Genomic DNA, 22,709 nt, shown 5'->3' with positions numbered 1-22,709 from the left:
TGGAGCAGCCCGGTAGCTCGTCAGGCTCATAACCTGAAGGCCGCAGGTTCAAATCCTGCCCCCGCAACCAATAAAAAGACCCTGTCACCTCCGGTGGCAGGGTTTTTTATTGCCCGCAGGAACAGTCTTTGAACCTTCGGTCTTCCTGTGTTCTGAGCCTGTGCTCATAACTGAAGGCTGAGAGCGTATGAAAAAGGTGCCAGTGGCACCTTTTTAGCTCGAAGGTCGAGCACGGCGACAGCCGCGCGCAGACTGCGGTCGTGAGGCATCAAGATATCTAGCCGTTGCCAGCTCGCCCTCGTTGCGGGGTTTAAATGTCTGTGCCTGTACGTGTAAGTGTGGGCTCTCGTCTGCGAGAGTAGGGGCCTATCGATATCTGAACAGCGCTTGCGGCACAGCTCGTAAACATCATCACTTACTCTGTTTGAGTTTCGGGTGCGTCTGCCACGACGCGAGATATCAGGTCTCGTCAGGATATTCTCAATCTTGAAGCCCTCTCCTCCGCACATTGATCATCAAATGTTGTCGACCAAACCCTGGGTTCTTCGCCTGAGGACACCAGCCTGGGAGTTGGTGGGCGGGGCGAATAAGTGCGCGTCCACCAAATCTCCACACAACGTCGACCTAACTTTCACTGCGGCGTGGGATGGTGCGTGAAGAAAGTGATCATCTTCGCGGGAACTTTTAAATCTTGCAAAGGACCCGTCCACAGTTGGCCATATCAGTCACGTCGTGGCGAGAGTGGAGCTGATGGGGCGATGGGCATTTTCCCTGGTAAATAAACTTCGGTTGGTAACAGCAAGAATGAAACTGTTGGATAGCATTGGTCGACCTCTGATCATCGGAGGCATAATTGTTGTAGCACTGGTCGCAATTGCGTCGGCCAGTGGTGTTTTCGAAGAAGAGCCGCAGGCATCTGTGCTTACCGAACGTGTCTCGCGCGGCACGATCGAGGAAACGGTTCTTGCGAACGGAGAACTCGAACCTGTCCGGGTCGTAAGCGTTGGTGCACAGGTTTCGGGCCAGTTGAAAGCGCTACACGTTGAATTGGGCCAGAAAATCAAGGCCGGAGACCTGATCGCCGAGATTGATCCGACAGCGCAGGCATACGCCCTGCGCATCGCAGAGGCAGCGCTTGCCAACGTCAAGGCCCAGCGCAAGGCCCGCGGCTTTGAATTCAAACGCGCCAAGCAAGCCTATAACAGACAGAAGAGTATGGCTCTTCAGCGTGCTGCGTCTGTGGCTGAGCTTGAGACGGCGGAGGCGGCGTCCAATGTTCTGGCGGCTGATATTGAGGCATTGGAAGCGCAGATCGCCCAAGCCGCGGTGGAGGTTGAGAATGCAAAAGCCAACCTTGGCTACACGAAGGTTGTCGCACCAATGGATGGTGTGGTGGTTGCGGTCGTGACCAAGGCTGGCCAAACCCTGAACTCCAATCTGGCCGTACCGACGATCATTGTGCTGGCTCAGCTGAACGTGATGCAGGTTAAGGTAAGGATATCAGAGGCCGATATCACCCGCGTAAAACCCGGTCAGACGGTGCGTTTCACAATAATGGGCGAAACCCATTCTCCGACAGTTGGCAGATTGGAGCAGATTGCGCCTGCCCCGACATCGATCGCGACGGATTCCGCGACCGCCTCCACAACCGGTGGGCAGGTGGCACAGGCTGTTTATTTCAACGGATTATTTACAACACCAAATCCTGATGGCCGACTGCGCCCAATGATGACAACTCTTGTAACCATTGTGGTGGGGCATGCAGAGGACGTCCCGCTTGTACCCTGGTCAGCACTGACCGAGCGTGATCAGAACGGTCGCTATCATGTTCAAGTGCGCTCTTCTTCCGGTGAAATTTCAGAACGCCTTGTCTCAGTAGGACTGACGGACCGGATCAAAGCGCAAGTGATTGATGGTCTTGAGATTGGCGAGGAAGTTGTCATTCCGGCCGACGGTCAGGCGTCAGACTCAAACGCAAACGCTATGGAGATGATGTGAGCTCTTTACTGGAAATAGAGAACGTCACGCGGCTGTTTCAAACCGGCGAAGAGACGGTTTCCGCCCTCAAGGGGATAAACCTTCGTATCGACAGCGGCGAGCTTGTTGCGATTGTGGGTGCCAGCGGATCAGGCAAGTCGACGCTTATGAATATTCTTGGCTGCCTCGATCAGCCGACTGCGGGTGATTACCGTGTCGGAGGCCACAGTGTGGCCGGTTTGAGCGCTGACGAACTGGCGGCATTGCGAAGAGAGCACTTCGGCTTCATCTTCCAGCGCTACCATTTGCTAGGCACGCTCAACTCGGCCGATAATGTGGCGATGCCGGCTGTTTATGCAGGCATTGATTCTGTGACCCGACGAGAGAGGGCAAATTTACTTCTGGAGCGCCTCGGCCTTGGTGAACGTATAGATCACCGTCCAGGTCAGCTTTCCGGTGGTCAGCAGCAGCGCGTGTCCATTGCGCGCGCGCTTATGAATGGCGGGCGTATCATCCTTGCCGACGAACCGACCGGTGCGCTGGATAGTAAAAGCGGTGAAACTGTTCTCGAGATCCTCAAGGAGCTTCATCGGGACGGCCATACAGTCATTATGGTTACCCATGATATGGAGGTCGCCTCCCACGCCGATCGTATTGTAGAAATCCGTGACGGCCTTGTTCTGTCTGACAAGCGGTGCCGCGAACCGGTCGTTGATGCGCCTTTACCTTCCTTTTTAAACTCAGATTCTGTTGGTGTTCTGGCAGGTTTCCATCGACGGGTTGCGGAAGCTTTTCCCATGGCGGTGCGCTCCATGGCGGCACATCGGGTTCGCACATTCCTTACCATGCTCGGGATCATCATTGGCATTGCTGCCGTGGTTTCAGTCGTTGGTTTGGGCGAGGGAACGCGCCAGAGGGTGCTTGCCGAGATCAGCGAACTTGGTGCCAGCACACTTTCGATTTTTCCCGGACATGGCTGGGACGATGAACGTGCCGAAAGCATCACCTCTCTGGTTGTGGCCGACGCCGAGGTTTTGTCTGCGCAAAACTATATCGACAGCGTCACACCTCTGGTGTCGACGAGTACACGCATTCGGCTCGGTCGCACGACCATGTCAGCTAATGTTGACGGTGTTGGTGAGGATTACTTTCGGGTGAACGGCCTCAGAATCGTGCTGGGCACCGGCTTCTCGGCCGACAGTATCGCTGAACGCCGGCAGGAGGCCGTTATCGAGGAAAGAGCCGCATCTACGCTTTTTCCGGGAGATGAATCTCCGCTTGGCAAGGTTATCATGATCGATCGGGTGCCGGTGGTGATCATTGGCACGGTTGCGCAGCGGTCCGGGATGTCCGGCAAAACCCTGCAAATCTACCTTCCCTATACTGCCGTGACCGGCAGGTTGCTTGGGGCGGCAACAAGCCTTGCCGGGCTGACTGTTCGTATCTCTGACGATGTCGACACAATCGTTGCCGAACGTGCAATCGTCGGCCTGCTGACACGCCGTCACGGTACGCAGGACTTCTTCGTGTTCAATAGTGACCAGTTGCGCCGGATCATGGAAAAGACGTCGCAGACCATGACGCTGCTGATTTCGTCTGTCGCGGTGATCTCTCTGATCGTCGGTGGCATTGGCGTCATGAACATCATGCTGGTTTCCGTCACCGAGCGTACCCGTGAAATAGGTCTGCGGATGGCAGTCGGTGCTCGTCGTATCGACATCATGCTTCAATTCCTGATTGAGGCCGTCACGATTTGTATTGCGGGTTCTTTCCTCGGTGTTGGGCTGGCACTTGGTGCAGCCATTGCGTTTGGTGGACAGGGCAGCCAGTTCCCGATGATCATCTCTTTCGACGCCATCCTTTCAGCCTGTCTGGTTGCGCTTCTCATCGGTCTCGTTTTCGGTTTTCTGCCAGCCCGCAATGCCTCACGCCTCGATCCGGTCGATGCGCTTTCCAGAGAGTAGTCATGGTTTTCGTCAGATTGATTATCCCTTGTCTTTTTATTGTTCTTGTCGGTTGTACGAGCCAGTCGACAGCCTATCTGCGCCCGGATTTGCCAGAAGGGCCGACATGGTCTGCCCCGATCTCCTCAGACACTGCCAAAGTAAGTACAGATCAGTGGTGGATCGCTTTCGGAGATCGGGAACTCACCACGCTGATCCAAGAGGTGGTCGCTCGCAACAATGACATTTTCACCGCAACCCTTCGGGCGCGCAGAGCGCTCTTGCAAGCTGATCTTGCGGCGAATGCCCTGTTCCCGAAATTGAGCGGGAATCTTAACAGTTCCAGAGCAAAGCCTCTCGATGGAAATGTCGCTGCAACCTCATCCTCGTCTGCGTCAATCGGGCTCTCTTATGAAGTTGACTTATGGGGGAAACTTGCAGCGCAGCGAGATAGTTCGAGCTTTGAGGCCGAGGCAACACGTGAGGATTATGAGGCGGCTCGCCTTGCAATTATCGGCATGACCGTCGAGACCTATTTTCGTATTGCTCACGCGAATGAAGCGATTGCGTCGGCCGAAAGCAGCCTTGACTATGTCAGGCAAATACACGACCTCGTCCGAAAACAGATGGCTGTTGGCGGGGTTTCCGAACTTGAGCTTTGGGAAGTTGAACAGACTGTCGAGACACAGGCTGCGCGCGTATCCGAGTTGCAGCAGGCACGCCTTGTTTTGCGAAATGTGCTTACGGTTCTTTTGAACGGTGGGCCAAATCCGGTTCCCGAACTACACAGATTGCCACGGCAGAAGTTGCCAGAGATCACGCCAGGTTTGCCTGCTGATCTTCTTGCCCGCCGTCCAGATCTTCGCGCGGCAGAAGCACGGTTGAAGGGGGCGTTGAAGAATGTGGATGCGACGCGGACCAGCTTCTATCCGGGGATATCGTTGACTGGTGGCTTGGGGACGAGCAGCGATCAGCTCATATCTTTCATCTCTAACCCGGTCGCGACACTGGGGGCAGGGACTGTTCTGTCCTTCCTGAACCTGAAGGACATGAATCTGACGATTGCGGTTTCGCAAACACAATATGAAGAGGCTGTCTCTACGTTTCGAACCACCTTGCTCAATGCGTTTGCAGACGTTGCCAATACGCTGGGTGCGCGCTCAAACTATGCCGAGCAGTCACGTCGGTTGAATAGTGCCTATGAGGCCGCGAAGGGAGTCGAGAAGCTGACCGAGATACGTTATCGGGCAGGCGCGATAACCCTGCGCATCTGGCTTGATGCACAGGAACGTCGTCGGTCCGCTGAAGTGGCTCTCGCCGACGTTCGGCTTGCGCAGTTCGTGAACGCATCAACCCTGTATCGCGCTCTTGGGGGGGAGTACAGCAGTCGCTAATGACGAGGTTGCGGCGGCACGGTGATGAAGTGCATTCTTCAAGACAGAGAATTTATCGTATCAACGCCAAAAACCTTGAAATGAAACGCACCTCAATCAATTGAATTCTTGTGAGTCGAAAGCCAAAGATTGAAAATATGGTCATGAACAATGCCTTAATCCTGATCATCGAAGACGAACCCGAGATTGCCGAAATTATCGGGACGTATCTGTCACGCGAAGGTTTCCGGGTGGTCACCGCTGGTGATGGCACTGTCGGGCTTGCTCATCACCAGCGCTTGCGACCAGACCTTGTGGTGTTGGACATCAAGCTGCCGGGGCAGGACGGTTATGAGGTGCTTGCGACGATACGCCGCCGGGGCGATACGCCCGTCATCATGGTCACGGCGCTCGCGGAGGATCTCGACAAGTTACAAGCACTACGCATTGGTGCAGACGATTATGTGGTTAAGCCGTTCAACCCGCTTGAGGTTGTCGCACGCGTAAAGGCGGTCTTGCGGCGAACCATCGCCCGCGATACCGGGCAGATGTTGCGCGTTGGACCGTTAACCATCGATCCGCAAGCCTATCGGGTCGAGGTCGAAAGCGCGGACGGCGCGGTTACACTTGGCCTTACCAGAACCGAATTTCGTATTCTGGCGTTTATGGCATTGAGGATAGGTCGAGTGTTCGAGCGCTCGGAACTGGTCGATGCTTGCTTGCCGGAGGGCGAGGCTCTCGATCGAACAGTGGACAGCCATGTAAGCAATCTTCGACGCAAACTGGCTGCTGCCGGGGCTGATGGCATGCTTGTAGGTGTTCGTGGTGTCGGTTACAGACTGGACAACGCACATGGCCAATAGTCTGAACTCCCGCATCGTTCGCGCGATGATTATGCTTACCCTGCTTGCTTTTGCCGTCGTTTATTTCGGGCTGATTGCATATTTTTTCTTCATTTATGAATGGCTTTATCCCGAATTTACTGACGACGATGTATTGCGCACCGGTGATATTGTCACCTTGGGCCTCCTGCTGGGGATCGGTTTATTTACCGCCTCATTGATGGGATGGGTACTTGCGCGACGGATTGCCGATCCACTGAAATCCGTTGCTGCGGCTGCGCGCAAGGTTGCGAACGGAGATTTTTCGGCACGCGCTTCATTGAGGCGGGGCAACTTTGGAGAGGCGAGCGACCTCGTCGATGACTTCAATCAGATGGCAGGGCGACTGCAGCGGGCAGAAGCCGAGTTGAAATACTCGAACTCGGCAATAGCACATGAATTGCGAACACCCTTGACCATTTTGCGCGGGAGGTTACAGGGATTGCTCGATGGCGCCTTTACACCCAGTTCCGAACTGTATGGTCGTTTGATTAACCATGTGGATGACCTGTCGGCCATCGTAGAGGAGTTGCGAACACTGGCGCTGAGTAACGCGGGACAGCTGGATCTGCAGTATTCATCTCTGGACATTGCGACGGAGGCCGAGGCGGCACTTGCTTCGCTTGAGGGGCATTTCGATGCAGCCGGGATTACAGTAACGCGACAATTATCCAGTGCCGTTCTGAGTGCTGATCGCGCGCGGTTGCGGCAGGCTTTCGTGGCGGTTCTTGAAAACGGCTGCCGTTACGCACCGCAAAGCACGGTTCATGTCGAGACCGGCATGGACGAGAAGCATGTCTTCTTCCGCTGTACGGATACAGGGCTAGGCCTTTCCAAAGAGAGCCGCGCGCGTGCCTTCGAGCGGTTCTGGCGTGCAGATGATTCGCGGGGACGTAGCAGCGGCGGCTCCGGCTTGGGCTTGTCGATTGTCAAGGCCATCGCACAGGCGCATGGGGGTGATGCGTTGATATTCCTGGCCAACCAACCCGGTCTTACCGTCGAAATCCGGCTGCCTTGCCAAGTGCGACCTGTCGTCTGATTGTACCAATGTCCCAAAATCCTGATTACGCCGATGACTATGCCGGTCTTGCAGAATGGGTGATCTGTAAACGTGTCAAGTCGTCTAGAGAGGAAACTACCACCTCGGCAACCTGAATATGTGGTGCAGGGGCAACAGGCGCAAAGTTCTGTTGAAACCCGTTTCCTTCAGATAAGGCGCCTGGTTCCATCAAGGGGCCAGGGCTTGTTCATGCCGTCAGTGATTGAGCGCTTCGACGAGGCATAGAAGTGCCATCGACTGTCCGTAACCGGTCGGGTGCAACGGGATATTTTTGTAGAATTCAAGATCATGCCCCATACGGGTACCATAAGAGACTTGTTGCACGACACCATTACCGTCGATGTTGTCCAGCACAGCATGCAGAGCCTTCTGGCCGGCTGTTTTCCAACTTTGAGGCCCGAGACCCAGCCTATATCCTTTGAGCAGTGCATAGCCGATTGCAGAGGTCGCAGAAATCTCCTCGTAGGAGCTCGGGTCATCGACCAAAGTATGCCATGTGCCGTTTTCCGTCTGATATTCTATCAGGCTCGATAGTTGGGCCTTAACAACCCAGAGTAGATAGCGGCGTGTTGCTGCATCGAGATCGGCAAGATCAATCAGATCCAGTATTCCGGCGGAAATCCAAGAATTCCCACGTGCCCAGCGGGCTCGGGCGAAATTGTGATGTCCATCGAAGGTCCAGCCATGGAACCATAATCCGGTTTCGGGTTCGCAAAGATAGTGAGTGTGCACCAGAAACTGGAATTTGGCTTCTTCGACCAGATCTTTTCGACCGGAAGCCTGACCGTAGGACGCCAGAAACAGGGCGAGCATGAACAGGGTATCGTCCCAAAGTTCCCCATCGTTGATCTTGTCCGAAACGTCATGTTGGAAACCGCCTGATGTGGTGCGCGGGGCTTCCGCAATCAGCCGGTTGGCCCAATCGTCAAGCACGGGTTCCCAGCGAGGATCCCGGGTCTTATGCCATAGAATGGAAAGCGCCAGCATGGGGGCCGTCGTGTTCACATTCTGGGACGGCAGACCTAGGGAAAGTTGTTTTTCGTACCAATTTTCCAGAATGCTCCGCGCCTCTTCATCTCCGGTCTGGAGCCAGAGTTGCGCAATTCCGTACAGACCGACACCCTGTGGCCATTCCCAACTATCGAAACTGACATAATCACCGGCTGTTCCATCAAGGTTCGGCTCGTTGAACTGTCCTTCGTCTCGCAGGTTACGCAAGCCTGTCACTATCTGAGAGATTTTCTCTTTCAATTCGTCGCGAAGGCTGACGGTATCGGTTCCCATTATTGTGTCTCGCTTTTTTTGAGGAATTTGGTCGGCGCGGAGCGGAAAATTATTCTGTTTCGAGGATCTGGGTCAGGAGGCTGCCGAAATCTGGATCGTTGCGATACTCGTCAAGCAACGGCATGACTTTTTCGCGGAAAGGTGCCTGATCCGGTGAGACAAAGGTGACGCCCATTTTTTCGGCTTCTGCCGAAGCGTCTTTGACGGCTTGGCCCCAGATCGCACGGAAGGACTCTGTTGCGTGAAGAGCAGCTTCCTTGACGATGGAATTCTGTTCATCGGTGAGTTTTTCGGCTGCCGCTTTGGAGATCACCAGGAAATCCGGAATGCGAAGATGTTCGTCTTGTGAATAGAATTTTGCAACTTCGCCGTGACGTCCGATAGTCAGTGCCGTGACGTTGTTTTCCGCGCCATCGATCACGCTCATCTGCAGGGCAGTATAGATTTCGGCATAGGGCATTGGAGTGGGCGTGCCGCCCATCATTTCAACCATGCGGATCGAGCTGTTGGAGTTCAGAACCCGGATTTTCTGACCGGCGAGGTCCTCTGGCGTGTTGATCGGCTTGTCGACGGTATAGAAGGAACGTGCGCCGCTGTCGAAGAAGGTCAGGCCGACAAAGCCGTTGCTTTTTGTGGCGTTATAGACCTCATCTGCAACCGGTCCTGTCATGACCCGGTAGAAATGGTCTTCGCCCTTGAAGATATAGGGAAGGGTGAATGCCTTGAATACCGGATCGAAGTTTTCGAGGTTGCCGGCGCTGACACGGGTCATGTCAACTGCACCGTTCTGAAGCTGTTCAAGAACCTCACGCTCGGAACCCAGAACCGCGTTCAAAAACAGCTGGATGGTTACTTCGCCATCTGTGCGTTCTTTGACTTCATCAGCGAATTGCTGCAGGGCCGTGCTGGTTGGATGGTCTGCCGATAGCGAGTTGGCCAGAGTCAGGCGGGTTTTGGCTTCTGCCTGGGCGGTCACAAGGGTTGCGACTGCGGTTAAGGCAAGAGCAAGTTTTTGATATTTCATTGTTTTCCTCCCTTAGGCTTCTTTCCGCCTGAATGGCGGTGACGAAAATGCCAGCGCGTTTCATCGATGGCATGTGGATAAAGCTGTCACTATGAAAATAAAATTTCTATATGTAATAAATTTTCATTTTTGGAGCGTGCTAGGAGGTGCATTGAAGCAGCTCAGAACGGCAGTCAGCATTCGAATTTATGGGCTGCAGCTCGCCAATATCTTTGTGACTGCAAATTTGAGGCAGTTACATCGTGTTGTGAATGTGATGGTGGGCGTAATGGTTTCTTGGATGCTCTTGTATCATCCAGTTTTAAAGTGTGAACCCGGCAATGAGTTGGGTGTGAAAATAATTTTCAGATTGCAGATTCTTTTTTCACATCGCATGGTCTCGAGATAATCGAAATAAAAATAATACCTGAACGTGCGCCAGGTAACTTCGACGGAGGAAACGCGAAGTGTTGCAATCTCTCAAGCATGGTATTGAGCGCCTGCTGCTGGTGATTATTTCAATCACGCTGTGCTGCATGGTGGTCCTGATGCTGTGGCAGGTTTTTACCCGCTATGTGCTGGCAACGCCCGCCTTGTTCACGGAAGAAACGCTTCGGTTTACAATGATCTGGATGGCGCTTCTGGGGTCGGCGTACTGTTTTGGCAGCCGTAAACATTTGTCACTTGATCTGTTGGTTTTTCTGGGGCCGATGTGGTGGCGTAAAGGATTGGCAATGCTGAATGGGATCATTTCCATTGCATTTGCCAGTTTTACGATGCTGATCGGCGGCTGGGGGGCAAGCATGTCGGCGATGGCACAGCTCTCACCGATCATGCAGGTCCCGATGGGGATGGTTTACCTTGCTGTTCCGGTATCGGCGGGGCTGATAATTTTGTTGCAGGCCCTTAATATTGTTCTGATCGGTCTGGGGCAACTGGCGCCGGTTGAAGACGTGCAGGAGACAGTTTGAAATGGATGTCCTTGTTGATTTCATGCTTGATCCTGCGGGCGCGGCAATTGTCCTGTTTGTTCTGTTTTTCGGTCTCTTAGCCTTGGGTACGCCGATTTCGATTGCGATCGGTGTTTCGTCGGTCGTGACGGGATTTGCCTATCTGCCGTCGAGCGTTATCAGTTTTGTCAGTGCTCAAAAGATGTTCTCGGGCATCGACAGTTTCACGCTTTTGGCAATCCCGTTTTTTGTGTTGGCAGGTAACATCATGAACAAGGGTGGCATTGCCATCCGATTGATCAATTTGGCGAAATTGCTGGGCGGGCGTATGCCCGGTGCATTGGCCCATACGAATGTGTTGGCCAATATGCTGTTTGGATCGATTTCCGGATCTTCTATTGCAGCTGCGGCCGCTGTTGGCGGCGTTATGGGACCTTTGCAGCGAAAAGAGGGTTATGACCCTGCTTTTTCTGCAGCGGTGAATATTGCATCGGCTCCGACGGGCATTCTGATTCCGCCGAGCGGACCGTTGATCCTGTTTTCCTTGGTGTCGGGGGGCACGTCGATTTCTGCCCTGTTTCTTGGAGGGTATCTTCCGGGAATCTTGATGGGACTGTCGGTTATGATGGTCATTACCTTTTTTGCCGTGCGCCGCGGTTATCGCACGGAAGGCAGTGTCAGTTGGTCGGAAGTCCTGCAAGTGATATGGCAGGCTCTGCCGCCACTGTTGATGATTATCCTAGTCATTGGTGGCATTGCGATAGGAGCTTTCACCGCCACAGAAGGTGCCGCGGTTGCAGTTCTGTATTCATTTGTTTTGTCGCTAATGTACCGGATGGCAAGCTTGCAGGAATATCTGGAAGCTTTGAAATCGTCGGCGGTTACCAGTTGCTCAATCCTGTTTCTGATCGCGGCATCGGGCATAATGTCCTATGTCATGACGATTGCCGGTATTCCCAATGTTATTGCAGAAGCCATTCTGACTTTTGATAATCCCATCGTGATCTTGCTGGTGATGAATATCTGCCTGCTGATCATCGGATTCTTTATGGACCTGACACCGGCAGTGTTGATTTTTACCCCGATCTTTTTACCGATTGCGACCGAGATTGGCATTCATCCGGTGCATTTGGGGATCATCATGATATTTAACCTTGGGGTTGGATCGATGACACCGCCGGTCGGTAGCGTACTTTTTGTCGGATGCGCTGTTGCCAATCTGAGAATTGATCAGGTGGTAAGGCCGATCTTGCCGTTCTTCTTTGCGACATCTGCAGCCTTGCTTCTGACCACGTATGTCCCGTGGATCACATTGGCATTGCCGCGTTTCCTCGGGCTGATGTGACGCTTCACCCAACCCTAATCCTATTCAAGCGGAGTTATATCATGAATGCGTTCTCGCTGAGCGGTCGAAAAGCTTTGGTAACCGGTGCCAATGCTGGAATAGGGCAGGCTATTGCCGTTGCAATGGCACGCGCTGGCGCCGAAGTTGTCTGCGCGGGACGGCGAACCTGTGGCGAAACGGTCTCGGTGGTTCGCGATGCGGGCGGTGTCGCAAGCGAGGTTGTTGTCGATTTTGCGGATCCCATGGCAGGTGCAGCCCTGTTTGAAGGGGCCAATATCGACATTCTGGTCAATAATGCAGGCATCATCCGCCGTGCCGATTGTATCGATTTTACGGAAGAGGACTGGGATGCGGTCATGGATGTAAATGCCAAGGCTGTCTTCTTTACCTCGCAGGCGTTCGCCAAAGAGATATTTGCGCGAGAAGGGCAGGGCAAGATTGTGAATATCGCGTCGCTTCTGTCGTTTCAGGGCGGCATTCGGGTTCCGTCCTATACCACGTCCAAGCACGGCGTAGCCGGTTTGACTCGCATTCTTGCAAACGAGTGGACCGCGCGCGGCATCAATGTCAACGCGATTGCGCCGGGTTATATCGCCACAAGCAATACACAAGCATTGCGTGACGATCCCCAGCGGTCAGCGGCTATTTTGGATCGTATTCCAGCTGGTCGTTGGGGGCGTCCTGATGATATTGCGGAAACCGCAGTTTATCTGGCGGCCTCCGCATCAGACTATGTTTCGGGCGCAATCCTGAATGTTGATGGCGGTTGGCTTGCACGTTAGTGCGGTTTGCAGCGCTGATCGCGGTTAACCTAACATCTCAGTCAGCGTAGTTTTGCCGGTGGCGGGCATACGCTTTCGCGGCTGATCAGTTCGCATGCCAGTTCAATCCGGCGTGCGGGCATATCAATATCGGCGTTGGTCAGTCGGCAGGTTTCAATTAGCAAGTCCAAAGACAGGGCACCGACTGATTGCATCGGAATTTTGACAGATGTCAGTGCGGGTGACATGTACTGGCCTTGCGGCAGGCCATCAATGCCGACCACTGAAACATCTTTGGGGACGTTGTAACCTTTGGCTTGCAGGGCGGAAACAGCGCCCACGGCCAGAATATCGCCTGCTGCGACAATGGCACTGAAGGACAGGTTGGTCTCAATGACCTCGGCAATGCGTTGGCTTGCGGCTTCGGCGGTCCAGTCATCGATATCGATCACATAGGCGGGATTGTAATGTTCGGCCATAGCATCGCGCCATCCTTCAAAGCGGCGCTGAATCGTGCGTCTGCCGGGACGGTTGAGAAACAGGATATGGCGGTGCCCCTGATTAATCAGATGTTTGGTTGCCAAAGATGCCGCAGATCGGTTGCATGGTGTGACCGAGCTTAGCTGCATTTCCGGATCATCACCGTTGACCAATACGGCGGGCATATCCGATACGCGCACAAAATCGAGTGTCGCGTCATCGACCGAGACGAGTAACAGACCAATCAAATCAGGAGCCTGCGCCGCCTTGTAGAGATCTTCGAAGGGTTGATTGGGCTGATAGATGTAAGATTCTATCCGTATATCCCGGCTTTCGGCGCGTTCCCGTACCCCTTCGAGAACATACATGGTGAATTGGCTGCGCTTGAAGTCGATCATCGCCTCTTGTGAGGAGACAATAAGGACTTTTTGTCCGGCAGCAGTGCTGGAAACGGCATAGTTCATTTCAATGGCAGCTGCGCGGATTCTGGAGGCGAGATGTTCCCTGACGTAGCCGTTGCCGCTTAGGGCGCGTGAGACAGTTGCCGTAGAAACCCCAAGACGCGAGGCGATGTCACTGATTTTGGTGCGTCCACTGACTGCCATGTTCTTTCCTTTCCTGATTTCCATCAGTTTGTGGAATTTATTTACATATTGCACGAAAAATTTCTTGGTGTGATGTTTTTTTCTTGTATGGAGCAGGAAGCCACCTTCCTGTTTCTTCTAATTCATAAGTGCGCCGCTGAGAAAAACAGTGGCTGAACGTGCAGGAACATCCTTAGGAGATATCTCGTGGCTATGGAACAACGCTATGGTGCCGGTCCCGATCAGATCAATGGAATGAACACGACCCAGTTACGCGAGAATTTTATGGTCGAGCGGCTCTTTACGCCGGGACAGATCAGCTTTGCGTATACTCATTTTGATCGGATGGTTGTTGGTGGTGCCGTGCCCACAGAGAAGGCGCTTAGCTTTGGTGATGGCAAAGATGTCGGAACGAACTTGTTCTTTGATGCACGTGAAATGGGGATCGCAAATCTTGGCGGTGCAGGCTGGGTCGAAGTCGATGGAATGCGCTATGACCTTGGGAACCGCGATGTTTTATATGTTGGTCGCGGCGTGGAAGTCGTGACGATGGGGAGTATTGATGCAAAAAGTCCGGCGCGCTTTTACGTGAACTCTGTCCCGGCCGGGCACTCTGTGCCGACGCGTCTGATCACCCGTGCCGAAGCCAAAGTCCTTGAGATGGGGGATGCAGAGCAAAGTAATCGCCGTTCTCTGGCGATGTATATTCATCCAGAGGTCGCACCATCCTGCCTGCTGCTGATGGGGATTACCGATCCCGCAAAGGGTTCTGTCTGGAACACGATGCCGCCGCACCTGCATGAGCGTCGTATGGAGGCATATTGCTATTTCGATCTTTCGGATGAAGATCGGGTTATGCACTTTATGGGGCGCCCTGATAATACCCGCCATCTGGTTGTAGCTAATGGCGATGTTGTCTTGTCTCCGGCCTGGTCTATTCACATGGGCGCCGGTACAGGACCTTATGGTTTCGTGTGGGGCATGACCGGAGAAAATCAGGAATATACGGATGTTTCGCCGGTTGCCATTAAGGAGCTGCGTTAAGTCATGCTGCTTAAATCCGGGGCATCTGTTCCTTACTGGCAGGTCACGTCACTTGAGGAACGGGCATATGATGTGGCGGACATGCCGATGGAAGGCGAGATGGATTCAACATTCTTCCTCACAAAGGAGAAGAATTTCATCCCGCATACCTATCCTTGCCGGACGGCTTATATTGCCGAACGCCGGGGGAAAGAGATTGTGGAATTACCTTTTCCTGACTGGCGGAAGGCGAGAAACATTTTACCAGGAGGATCACCGTTCCTTGATCTTTCGGGTTTTTGGTTTCGAGCAACTCATATTCAGGGTTGGGCCAGAACGGCGATCAATGCCATTGATGCGGGATCCGCCAGGTTGCGCTTGGGAATTTGCGGGGCCGCGCGTGTTTATGTGAATGGACAGGCTGTCGCCTGGCTTTCACCTGCCAGCCGTAACGCAATGGACGAGATCGAGTTCGAGGCCGATCTGATTCAGGGCCATAACGAGATTGCGGTTCAGTTTGAAGACCTGTGCGAGCGAGATGCGGTTATTCGCATTGCCCTTGTCTGGATTAGCGGACCAAAGGCCGAGGCTGGAAATTGTTTTCCGGCTGCAGCTGATACCGTGTCTGCGGTCGAGGCAGCTGTTGATGTCATGCATCTTGATCGAAAATTCTATGACAACGATGACATTTGGCTTGTCATGCCAGTGCCGTTTCCTGACAAGGTTTGCTGCCGGGTCAGGGTTGCCGGTCATTTCATGTCGCATGATCATGATGATGTGACGTTTGAAATTCCTGCGGGGGCCAATCGCGTGCGGCTGGCGTCTTCAAGTAATTTTCCGGTCGATTATCGGTATTTTGGATTTTCGTTCCAATGCGGCGGTTTTGAGTCCGAAGCGCGGCTTGGCGCGGAGGTCAGTTGGCGTTCTGTGACGGGGCCTGCACCTGAAAGCCTTGAGGCGCGCATTGCCGAGAGCCTTGCATGGATTGCAAAGAACGGTGAAACCGATACCGAGACCGCACTTGCCTGTGCTGCTGTCGGGGATGAGATGTCTTTGGCGCGCGCCGAGGCTATCATTGAAGAAGCTTTGCCCGGGATCGAGCAGTGCTTTGATTGTGCTGATTTTGCACTTGTTCCACTTTTGTGGACCCGCATTGTTTTTACAGACCGGTTGTCGGACGCTTTGATTGAGCGTATCGATGCCGCCATTCTGGAATTCCGTTATTGGATGGATGAACCGGGGAACGATGTTCAATGGTACTTCTCGGAAAACCATGCATTGTTGTTCCATACTTCTGCCTATCTGGCCGGCGATCTGTTGCCGCAGTCTCATTTCAGGCGCGCTGACCGTAACGGCATCGCACAGAAACAGGCCGGACTTGAACGCTTGATGGCGTGGTTCGATCACTTCGAAGCGGCGGAAATGGCGGAATTCAATTCCGGAACCTATTTCCCGATTGACCTTAAAGGATTGGCAGCCCTGTTTGCGCTTGCACCTGACGATGTCATTCGAAACCGGGCATCCGAAGCCATTACGCGACTGGTCACCATGATTGCCAACTCGGCCCATCATGGCGTTATTACCGCGGCGCAAGGCCGAAGTTATGAGCATTCACTTTGTGTTGCTGATACTTTGGAGTTGAACGGGCTTGCCAGATTGCTGTGGGGAAAAGGTCAGTTTGGGGCACATGTGAATTGTCTGGCCCAGATGGCTTTGGCATTGCGGGATCACGGGCTTGAGTTGCCAGATCTTGCCGATATTGCATGCTGGGAGAAAAGCGATACCGCTCAGGAATGGACTTTCTGGCAAGGCGAAAATGCGTTTTGCCGGCTGTATCACTACAAAACCAGTGAAACAGCGATGGGTAGTGCGGCACTTTATCGCTGGGGGGACTGGGGATATCAGGAAACGCTTCTTCAGGCCCGGATCGGACGTGAACCGGGTGCCCAGATATTCATCAACCATCCCGGCGAAATTGTTCAGTCCGGTTTTGGACGGCCGTCTTTCTGGGGGGGATCAGCAAGTGTTCCACGTGTTCAACAATATCGTGATCTTGCGATAGTCCGGTTTGAAGGGGTTGCACCGCAACCCGATTTTACCCATGCATGGTTCCCCACATTGGCCTTTGATGAATGGCACCTTGACGGACATCGTGCGTGGGCACGCTCGGGCGACGGAGCGTTACTTGTATCGGCTTCGGGGGCATTGGAGCTTGTGAAAACAGGCGGATCGGCCGGACACGAGTTGCGTCTTTCCGGCCGTGATGGAACATGGGTTGTTCGATTGGGGCATGCCCGTGATTTGGCAAAGTTTGCCGCAAATCACGATCTCAGCGTTCACGTCGATACCAACGGCACATATCGTATTGAAGATGCGCAATATGGCACGGTGCTGTTCCACCAGGACGGCGTTGTGTTAGCCGAAGGTCGCACCCTTGATCCCGCGGAATGGACGCTTGAGGGCGACCGCAAGGAATTGCCGATAGTTCAGTGAGGGAGCTGTGGCCTCCCGGCGGCTCCTGAATGATGAAGGCAGGAATGGCAGAAGTGCTGTTCCTGCCTTTTTTATATCTTTGCAGATTTTGGCATATTCTTTTGATTTAACGATAAGAGCGGAATTGTTGTCAGCCAGATAGTTGGAGCGGGGCTTGTTTCCTGAACATAGGAAACTGTAGACCATATATCGGTTATGTAAGGGGAGGGGCTAATTGCACTCCTCCACAACCAACAAGGAAACCTGCCCTTCTTTTGACCCCTCAGGAGCAGAATGGCATTATGTTATTGATAGAAATCGGGAATCAGGAGCGCAGGTGATGAGAGTCGGGATTGTCGGGGCCGGGATGGTGGGAAGTTCGGCCGGATATGCGCTGGCATTGATGGGGCTTGCCAGTTCGGTTGTGCTGGTTGATCAGAACCATGATCTTGCCGTTGCACAGGCGCAGGATATTGCCCATGCCGTGCCCTTCATGTCTTCCACAATTGTCGAGGCCTCAGATTATGACGGTCTGGTCGGTGCAAAGATTGTGATCCTTGCCGCGGGTGTCAGTCAGAAACCCGGTGAAACCCGTCTGGCGTTGCTTGAGCGCAATGCGGCTGTCTTCAAGGATGTGGTTGGCAAGGTGTTGAGTGTCGCGCCTGATGCGATCCTTCTGATTGCGTCCAATCCCGTCGATATCATGACCCAGATCACCCAGCGCATTTCCGGATTGCCCGCAGGGCGGGTGATCGGATCCGGGACGATCCTTGATACTGCGCGGTTCAGAAGTCTTTTGGGACGGCATCTTGGGATTTCACCGCAATCGGTTCATGCCTATGTACTGGGCGAACATGGTGATAGCGAAGTGCTGGCCTGGTCCAATGCCAAGGTAGGGTCGTTGTCACTGGCCGAGATTGCTGCACAGGTTGGTGCCCCCATCACCCAGGATGTCAGGGCGTTGGTTGATGATGGTGTGCGCAATGCGGCCTATAAGATCATCAAGGGCAAGGGGGCGACCTATTACGGCATCGGTGCGGGGCTTGCGCGTATCGTCAAGGCGATCGCGCGCGATCAGCGTGATGTCCTGACGGTATCCTGCGTGACGGATGAGGTCGGCGAGGTCAGGGATGTTGCCTTGTCGATCCCGCGTGTGATTGGGGCAGATGGCATCTGTGCCGATCTGATGCCCGATCTGAATGATGACGAGCATGCAGGACTGGTAAAAAGTGCACGGCTTTTGAAAGGCTCAGTCGAGAGCATTGCACTTTAGGGAGACAGAAACCTTTTAATGATCGGGCATCCGCGCTAGTTTTGAGGTGTCCCAACTCGCAAAGGTTTCCCGATGTCGGAATCCGGCCCGGTTTCATTTGATATCAGTTATGACCCGATGCCCGAAGAAGACGGCATTCGGGCATTCATTGCCAAATGTGACAGCTTTTTCCCGCCTGATGCAGTTGCCGCCGGTATAGAGCAGCAACGGATGTGGTATGGCGCGCTATGCGCGCAATTTGCATTTCCTCATCCCGATGGCATGCAGGTTGAGGATGATGAGATCGGGGATGTTCCGGTGCGTCATTATCGTCCGGCCAGGGTCACATCGGAGCATCGAATTCTTTATATGCATGGTGGCGGCTTTGTCGTTGGTTCCCGCGACAGTCATGATGCAATCTGTGCCGACATTGCCCAAGCCGCAGAGGCAGAGCTGACATCGGTCGAATATCGACTGGCGCCGGAATATGTCTGGCCGGCCCAGCACGAAGATTGTCATCGGGTGATGCAAAGCTCTCTGATGGCGGGCAGGAAGATTGTTCTTGTCGGGGATAGTGCCGGCGGCATGCTGGCCGCAGGACTGGCTGTCCGTGCCCGTGAGGATGGCTTTGGTGATCGGGTTCTGGGGCAGGTCCTGATTTATCCGGCATTGGGTGGGGATTTGAACTGGCCAAGCTATGGCCAGATGGCCAATGCGCCGGGGCTGAGCACGGATGACGTCATCTATTACCGTGATGTGCTTAAGGCGCCGATGGATGATCCGTATGCCCATGCCCTGTCGGTGGATGATTTGCGCGGACTGCCCGCAACATACATTACGGCGGCCTATTTTGACCCGTTGCGTGATGACGGGCGGGAATATGCGGCCAGACTGGCCCGTGCTGGGATTTCAGTGCAATATCGCGAGGAGCCGCAAATGGTTCATGGCTGGCTTCGGGCCCGAAAAATGAGTGCCGGAGCAAAAGACGCGTTTAGCAGATTATGCGCAGCCATCCAGACCATGGCGGCGCAAGGCTGATCTTTCAGGCAATGAAACACGACAATAGACAAGGACCGGAAAGCCGGTCTTTTTTTATGTTTTGGGTGTTAGGGAATTTTTTGTCGGCTTCTTTCAGGTTAATGGATTATTTGTGCAAGATTTCATCGGGATGTTTGATAAATAAACGGGGGTAAAGATGTCTTTTATATTCCGTTCTCTGGCGGGGTATTTTTAGAGTTTTACCAAATTCTCATGAATTTTGAGGGTTTTTGATTTATTTTCAACGAGCTGCTATCATCTCTGGACTGTAATTTCGACCGAAGGCCATTTGCCAATATTGGCGCGCGCACAACGGAGGAATGAATGTATCAGAAGATGCTGGTGCCTGTTGATCTGGCCCATATCGAGAAACTCGACAAGGCCGTAAAAACGGCCACTGATCTGGCAGCGCATTACAAGGCAGAAATTTGCTTTCTTGCCGTGGGGACGAATACCCCGTCCGAGGTTGCCCATAATCCCAAAGAATTTGAACAGAAGATCTCGGTCTTTGCAGAAGATGTGAGCCGCAAGTCGGGTATTGCAACCTCGGCTGTGGCTGAAATCGCGCATGATCCGGCCGTTGACCTTGGCAAGATACTCGTCAGCAAGGCCGATGAATTGGGGGCGGATGTCATTGTGATGGCATCACATGTGCCAGGTGTTGCGGATCATATTTTTTCATCGCATGGCGGATATGTCGCATCGCACTCGGATCATTCTGTGTTCCTCGTGCGTTAAACAACCGAGCCTTTGTGCAAAGACGGCTAGGGGTAGCTGTTTCTTCACCAATCTAGGGAGTTTGAAATGGGGTCAGAAGCTGATACGGGCATTGAAAGCCCGGATGGTGCAGCGAACCCGATCGATACCGATTATGAAATCGGGCAAGACAATATTCAGACCGAAATCGGACCATTTGGTCTTGATGTGCATAACCCGGTATTTCTTGTTTCCGGGTTGGCCATTGTCGCATTCGTTTTCCTGACTCTGGCCTTTCAGAGCAGTGTCGGGCCGATGTTTAATGAACTGCGCGGTTGGCTGACATCGACTTTTGACTGGTTCTTCCTGTCAGCAGCCAATGTTTTTGTGATTTTGTGTCTGTTTCTGATTGTTTCGCCGCTTGGACGTGTGCGTCTTGGCGGCGCAGATGCGGTACCCGATTATTCCTATTCCGGCTGGTTTGCGATGCTGTTCGCAGCTGGCATGGGCATTGGTCTGATGTTCTATGGCGTTTCCGAGCCGATCTCGCATTTCACCTCTTCGATGGGTGGGGTTGCGGTTGGCGATGAGGGCTTGCGTACCGACTGGGCCCCATTGGGGGCGGCGGCTGGTGATCCGGATGCGGCCTTTGATCTGGGTATGGCGGCAACCATTTTCCATTGGGGACTTCATCCCTGGGCAATTTATGCAACCGTTGCACTGGCGCTGGCGCTGTTTTCGTTTAACAAGGGGCTGCCATTGACCATGCGGTCGGTATTCTATCCGATCTTTGGCGAGCGTGTTTGGGGATGGACCGGTCATGTGATCGACATTCTTGCGGTGTTTGCCACTTTGTTTGGTCTGGCAACATCGCTTGGTTTCGGGGCAGAACAGGCCAATGCCGGGCTTGATTTCCTGTTTGGCATTCCGGTTACGGATGGATCAAAGGTCTTTCTGATTATCGCGATCACGGGTGTCGCCCTGATTTCAGTTCTGGCGGGGCTCGATGCCGGGGTCAAACGGCTGTCAGAAATCAATATGGTGCTGGCCGCGCTGCTGCTGGTGTTTGTTGTTCTGGTTGGTCCGACGATGGATATTATCAAGGGGTTCTTCACCTCCCTTGTGGCCTATGTTGAATATTTGCCCGCCCTTTCAAATCCGGTCGGGCGGACGGATGCCAATTTCAGCCAGGGCTGGACATCATTTTACTGGGCATGGTGGATTTCCTGGTCGCCGTTTGTCGGCATGTTCATTGCCCGTGTCTCGCGCGGGCGCACGGTGCGTGAGTTTATCACCTGCGTCCTGATCATTCCGTCGTTGGTGTGTGTGTTCTGGATGACCGCTTTTGGCGGAACAGCGGTTCATATGGTCAGTGAAGGTGTCACCGCAATTGCCGAGGCGGGCCTTCCGATCAAGCTGTTCACGATGCTTGAACAATTGCCGATGCATGCAATCACCTCGTTTCTTGGCATCGTTCTGGTGATTGTTTTCTTTGTGACGTCATCAGATTCCGGATCGCTTGTGATTGATACCATCACAGCAGGCGGCAAGGTGGATGCCCCGGTGCCCCAGCGCGTTTTCTGGTGCACCTTTGAAGGGCTGGTGGCGATTGCATTGTTGCTGGGCGGCGGGCTTGGTTCCTTGCAGGCGATGGCTGTGTCAACGGGCTTTCCGTTTGCGATTGTGCTGCTTCTGGCCTGTTATTCGATTATTCAGGGCTTACGAAGCGAGCCGCATGCGGTCGGACCCAAGTCCGAGGCAACTCCAAGCGAAGACTAGGACCGTCTCGTTTGGGTGATCTTGCCAGTCAACGTAGAAGGGCGCCAAATGGCGCCCTTCTTTTTGGGGATGATGAACGACAAACCGTCGCCAAGCTGATTGGCTCAGGGGGCCGTCGGCGCAAATGTCATTACGGCTTTTCCGCTGCCATCAAGCAGAACAAGATTGCCGTCTGAAAGGGTCCAGCTCGCTACCCGCCCGGTTGCAGCATTAAATGCGGTTTCGATTTCCATCGCACCATTGATGCACATCTTTCGGGTTGCCCCCAGCGGGGAGAAAGTCAGCTGATCCGCCGTTTGGGTGTATGTTCCGAAGTAATTGTTGCAGCCCGACGATCCACTTACCTTGCCGTCAGCCGCAAACAGCGCACTTGGCTGGATCGGGGCTGTCGGGGTCAGGGTCTTGTCCCCGTTTGTCAGCATGGTCAGTTGCCAGTTCTTGCCGGTTACATTCGACCAATCGGCTGTCATGTCGGTTTGTCCGGTTGTGTTGCAGGCCGACAGGAACAATGTCGCGGCCACAGCCATGGAAGAAAACATGATTGGTTTGATGTTGCGCATGTTCGGTATCCTGTGTTGATCGTTGTCCCGTGTCATTGCATGTCAATGAACTGTGCCCGTTACAGGAACGGCTGGAATGTAAATATTCACGTTATTCGGGAAGTCTGAAACACGTTTGCGGCAAGATTTTAGCACAAAGTCAGATATTTATAAGCCACAGAAAATGGGCCAGGGCGAAGATCATCCGTTAAAACTTCTTTGCCTGAGGGCGGGGCTTGCGACTATTGTCAGGGTACCCGCCACTGGCT

18 protein-coding genes are annotated in these 22,709 nt (G+C 53.6%); 14 read left to right on the top strand and 4 right to left on the bottom strand.

The window, feature by feature from the left end; genetic code table 11:
* The first annotated feature begins 804 nt into the window (after positions 1-804).
* From WA318_RS17925 to WA318_RS17905, 5 genes are all read left to right on the top strand, one after another.
* Positions 805-1,998, top strand: coding sequence for an efflux RND transporter periplasmic adaptor subunit (locus WA318_RS17925; protein WP_336083325.1), 1,194 nt, complete (start codon positions 805-807; stop codon positions 1,996-1,998).
* Positions 1,995-3,941, top strand: a complete 1,947-nt coding sequence (locus WA318_RS17920) for a MacB family efflux pump subunit (RefSeq protein WP_336083323.1) — start codon at positions 1,995-1,997, stop codon at positions 3,939-3,941. Before WA318_RS17925 ends, WA318_RS17920 begins: the two co-directional genes overlap by 4 nt.
* A gap of 2 nt (positions 3,942-3,943) precedes the next feature.
* Complete coding sequence (locus WA318_RS17915; protein WP_336083321.1) at positions 3,944-5,314, top strand: TolC family protein; 1,371 nt, start codon at positions 3,944-3,946, stop codon at positions 5,312-5,314.
* Positions 5,315-5,451: 137 nt separating this feature from the next.
* Positions 5,452-6,156, top strand: coding sequence for a response regulator (locus WA318_RS17910; protein WP_220150273.1), 705 nt, complete (start codon positions 5,452-5,454; stop codon positions 6,154-6,156).
* Entirely contained in the window at positions 6,146-7,213 is a 1,068-nt protein-coding gene (locus tag WA318_RS17905; protein ID WP_336083318.1) for an ATP-binding protein, read from the top strand. The genes WA318_RS17910 and WA318_RS17905 overlap by 11 nt, the downstream gene beginning before the upstream one ends.
* Before the next feature lie 216 nt (positions 7,214-7,429).
* Here WA318_RS17905 and bglB read toward each other — a convergent pair whose 3' ends face one another.
* Together bglB and WA318_RS17895 are read right to left on the bottom strand one after the other, a co-directional pair.
* Positions 7,430-8,518, bottom strand: coding sequence for a beta-galactosidase BglB (gene bglB / locus WA318_RS17900; RefSeq protein WP_336083315.1), 1,089 nt, complete (start codon positions 8,516-8,518; stop codon positions 7,430-7,432).
* Positions 8,519-8,567: 49 nt separating this feature from the next.
* Positions 8,568-9,542 (bottom strand): TRAP transporter substrate-binding protein, encoded by a 975-nt coding sequence (locus WA318_RS17895; protein WP_336083313.1) that lies wholly within the window; start codon positions 9,540-9,542, stop codon positions 8,568-8,570.
* Between the two features lie 446 nt (positions 9,543-9,988).
* On the opposite strand from WA318_RS17895, the gene WA318_RS17890 reads away from it, so the two are divergent.
* The 3 genes from WA318_RS17890 to kduD are packed head-to-tail and all read left to right on the top strand — an operon-like array spanning position 9,989 to position 12,598.
* Positions 9,989-10,492 carry a TRAP transporter small permease gene (locus WA318_RS17890; RefSeq protein ID WP_336083311.1) on the top strand — a complete coding sequence of 168 codons (504 nt, stop codon included), beginning with the start codon at positions 9,989-9,991 and terminating at the stop codon, positions 10,490-10,492.
* 1 nt (position 10,493) lies between these two features.
* Positions 10,494-11,816 carry a TRAP transporter large permease gene (locus WA318_RS17885; protein ID WP_258548610.1) on the top strand — a complete coding sequence of 441 codons (1,323 nt, stop codon included), beginning with the start codon at positions 10,494-10,496 and terminating at the stop codon, positions 11,814-11,816.
* Positions 11,817-11,857: 41 nt separating this feature from the next.
* Positions 11,858-12,598 (top strand): 2-dehydro-3-deoxy-D-gluconate 5-dehydrogenase KduD, encoded by a 741-nt coding sequence (gene kduD / locus WA318_RS17880; protein ID WP_336083307.1) that lies wholly within the window; start codon positions 11,858-11,860, stop codon positions 12,596-12,598.
* A gap of 41 nt (positions 12,599-12,639) precedes the next feature.
* Here the strand turns inward: kduD and WA318_RS17875 are convergent, their stop codons facing one another.
* Positions 12,640-13,662: a LacI family DNA-binding transcriptional regulator gene (locus WA318_RS17875; RefSeq protein WP_114096958.1), complete on the bottom strand. Its 1,023-nt coding sequence runs from the start codon at positions 13,660-13,662 to the stop codon at positions 12,640-12,642.
* Positions 13,663-13,854: 192 nt separating this feature from the next.
* Between WA318_RS17875 and kduI the strand changes: the two genes are divergently transcribed.
* From kduI to WA318_RS17845, 6 genes are all read left to right on the top strand, one after another.
* Positions 13,855-14,685: a 5-dehydro-4-deoxy-D-glucuronate isomerase gene (gene kduI, locus WA318_RS17870; protein ID WP_336083342.1), complete on the top strand. Its 831-nt coding sequence runs from the start codon at positions 13,855-13,857 to the stop codon at positions 14,683-14,685.
* Positions 14,686-14,688: 3 nt separating this feature from the next.
* Positions 14,689-17,157: a hypothetical protein gene (locus WA318_RS17865; protein ID WP_336083305.1), complete on the top strand. Its 2,469-nt coding sequence runs from the start codon at positions 14,689-14,691 to the stop codon at positions 17,155-17,157.
* A 319-nt stretch (positions 17,158-17,476) separates the two neighbouring features.
* Positions 17,477-18,409: an L-lactate dehydrogenase gene (locus tag WA318_RS17860; protein WP_114096961.1), complete on the top strand. Its 933-nt coding sequence runs from the start codon at positions 17,477-17,479 to the stop codon at positions 18,407-18,409.
* A 72-nt stretch (positions 18,410-18,481) separates the two neighbouring features.
* Complete coding sequence (locus WA318_RS17855; RefSeq protein WP_336083302.1) at positions 18,482-19,426, top strand: alpha/beta hydrolase; 945 nt, start codon at positions 18,482-18,484, stop codon at positions 19,424-19,426.
* A gap of 324 nt (positions 19,427-19,750) precedes the next feature.
* Complete coding sequence (locus tag WA318_RS17850; protein WP_336083300.1) at positions 19,751-20,164, top strand: universal stress protein; 414 nt, start codon at positions 19,751-19,753, stop codon at positions 20,162-20,164.
* A 66-nt stretch (positions 20,165-20,230) separates the two neighbouring features.
* Complete coding sequence (locus WA318_RS17845) at positions 20,231-21,901, top strand: BCCT family transporter (protein ID WP_336083298.1); 1,671 nt, start codon at positions 20,231-20,233, stop codon at positions 21,899-21,901.
* A gap of 104 nt (positions 21,902-22,005) precedes the next feature.
* Here WA318_RS17845 and WA318_RS17840 read toward each other — a convergent pair whose 3' ends face one another.
* Entirely contained in the window at positions 22,006-22,461 is a 456-nt protein-coding gene (locus WA318_RS17840) for an META domain-containing protein (protein WP_336083296.1), read from the bottom strand.
* Positions 22,462-22,709: the final 248 nt, after the last annotated feature.

This window comes from Thalassospira sp. CH_XMU1448-2, from assembly GCF_037027285.1.
Lineage (GTDB): Bacteria > Pseudomonadota > Alphaproteobacteria > Rhodospirillales > Thalassospiraceae > Thalassospira > Thalassospira profundimaris_C.
The sequence above is the reverse complement of the archived record's forward strand: the minus strand, read 5'-3'. Positions and strand labels throughout refer to the sequence as shown.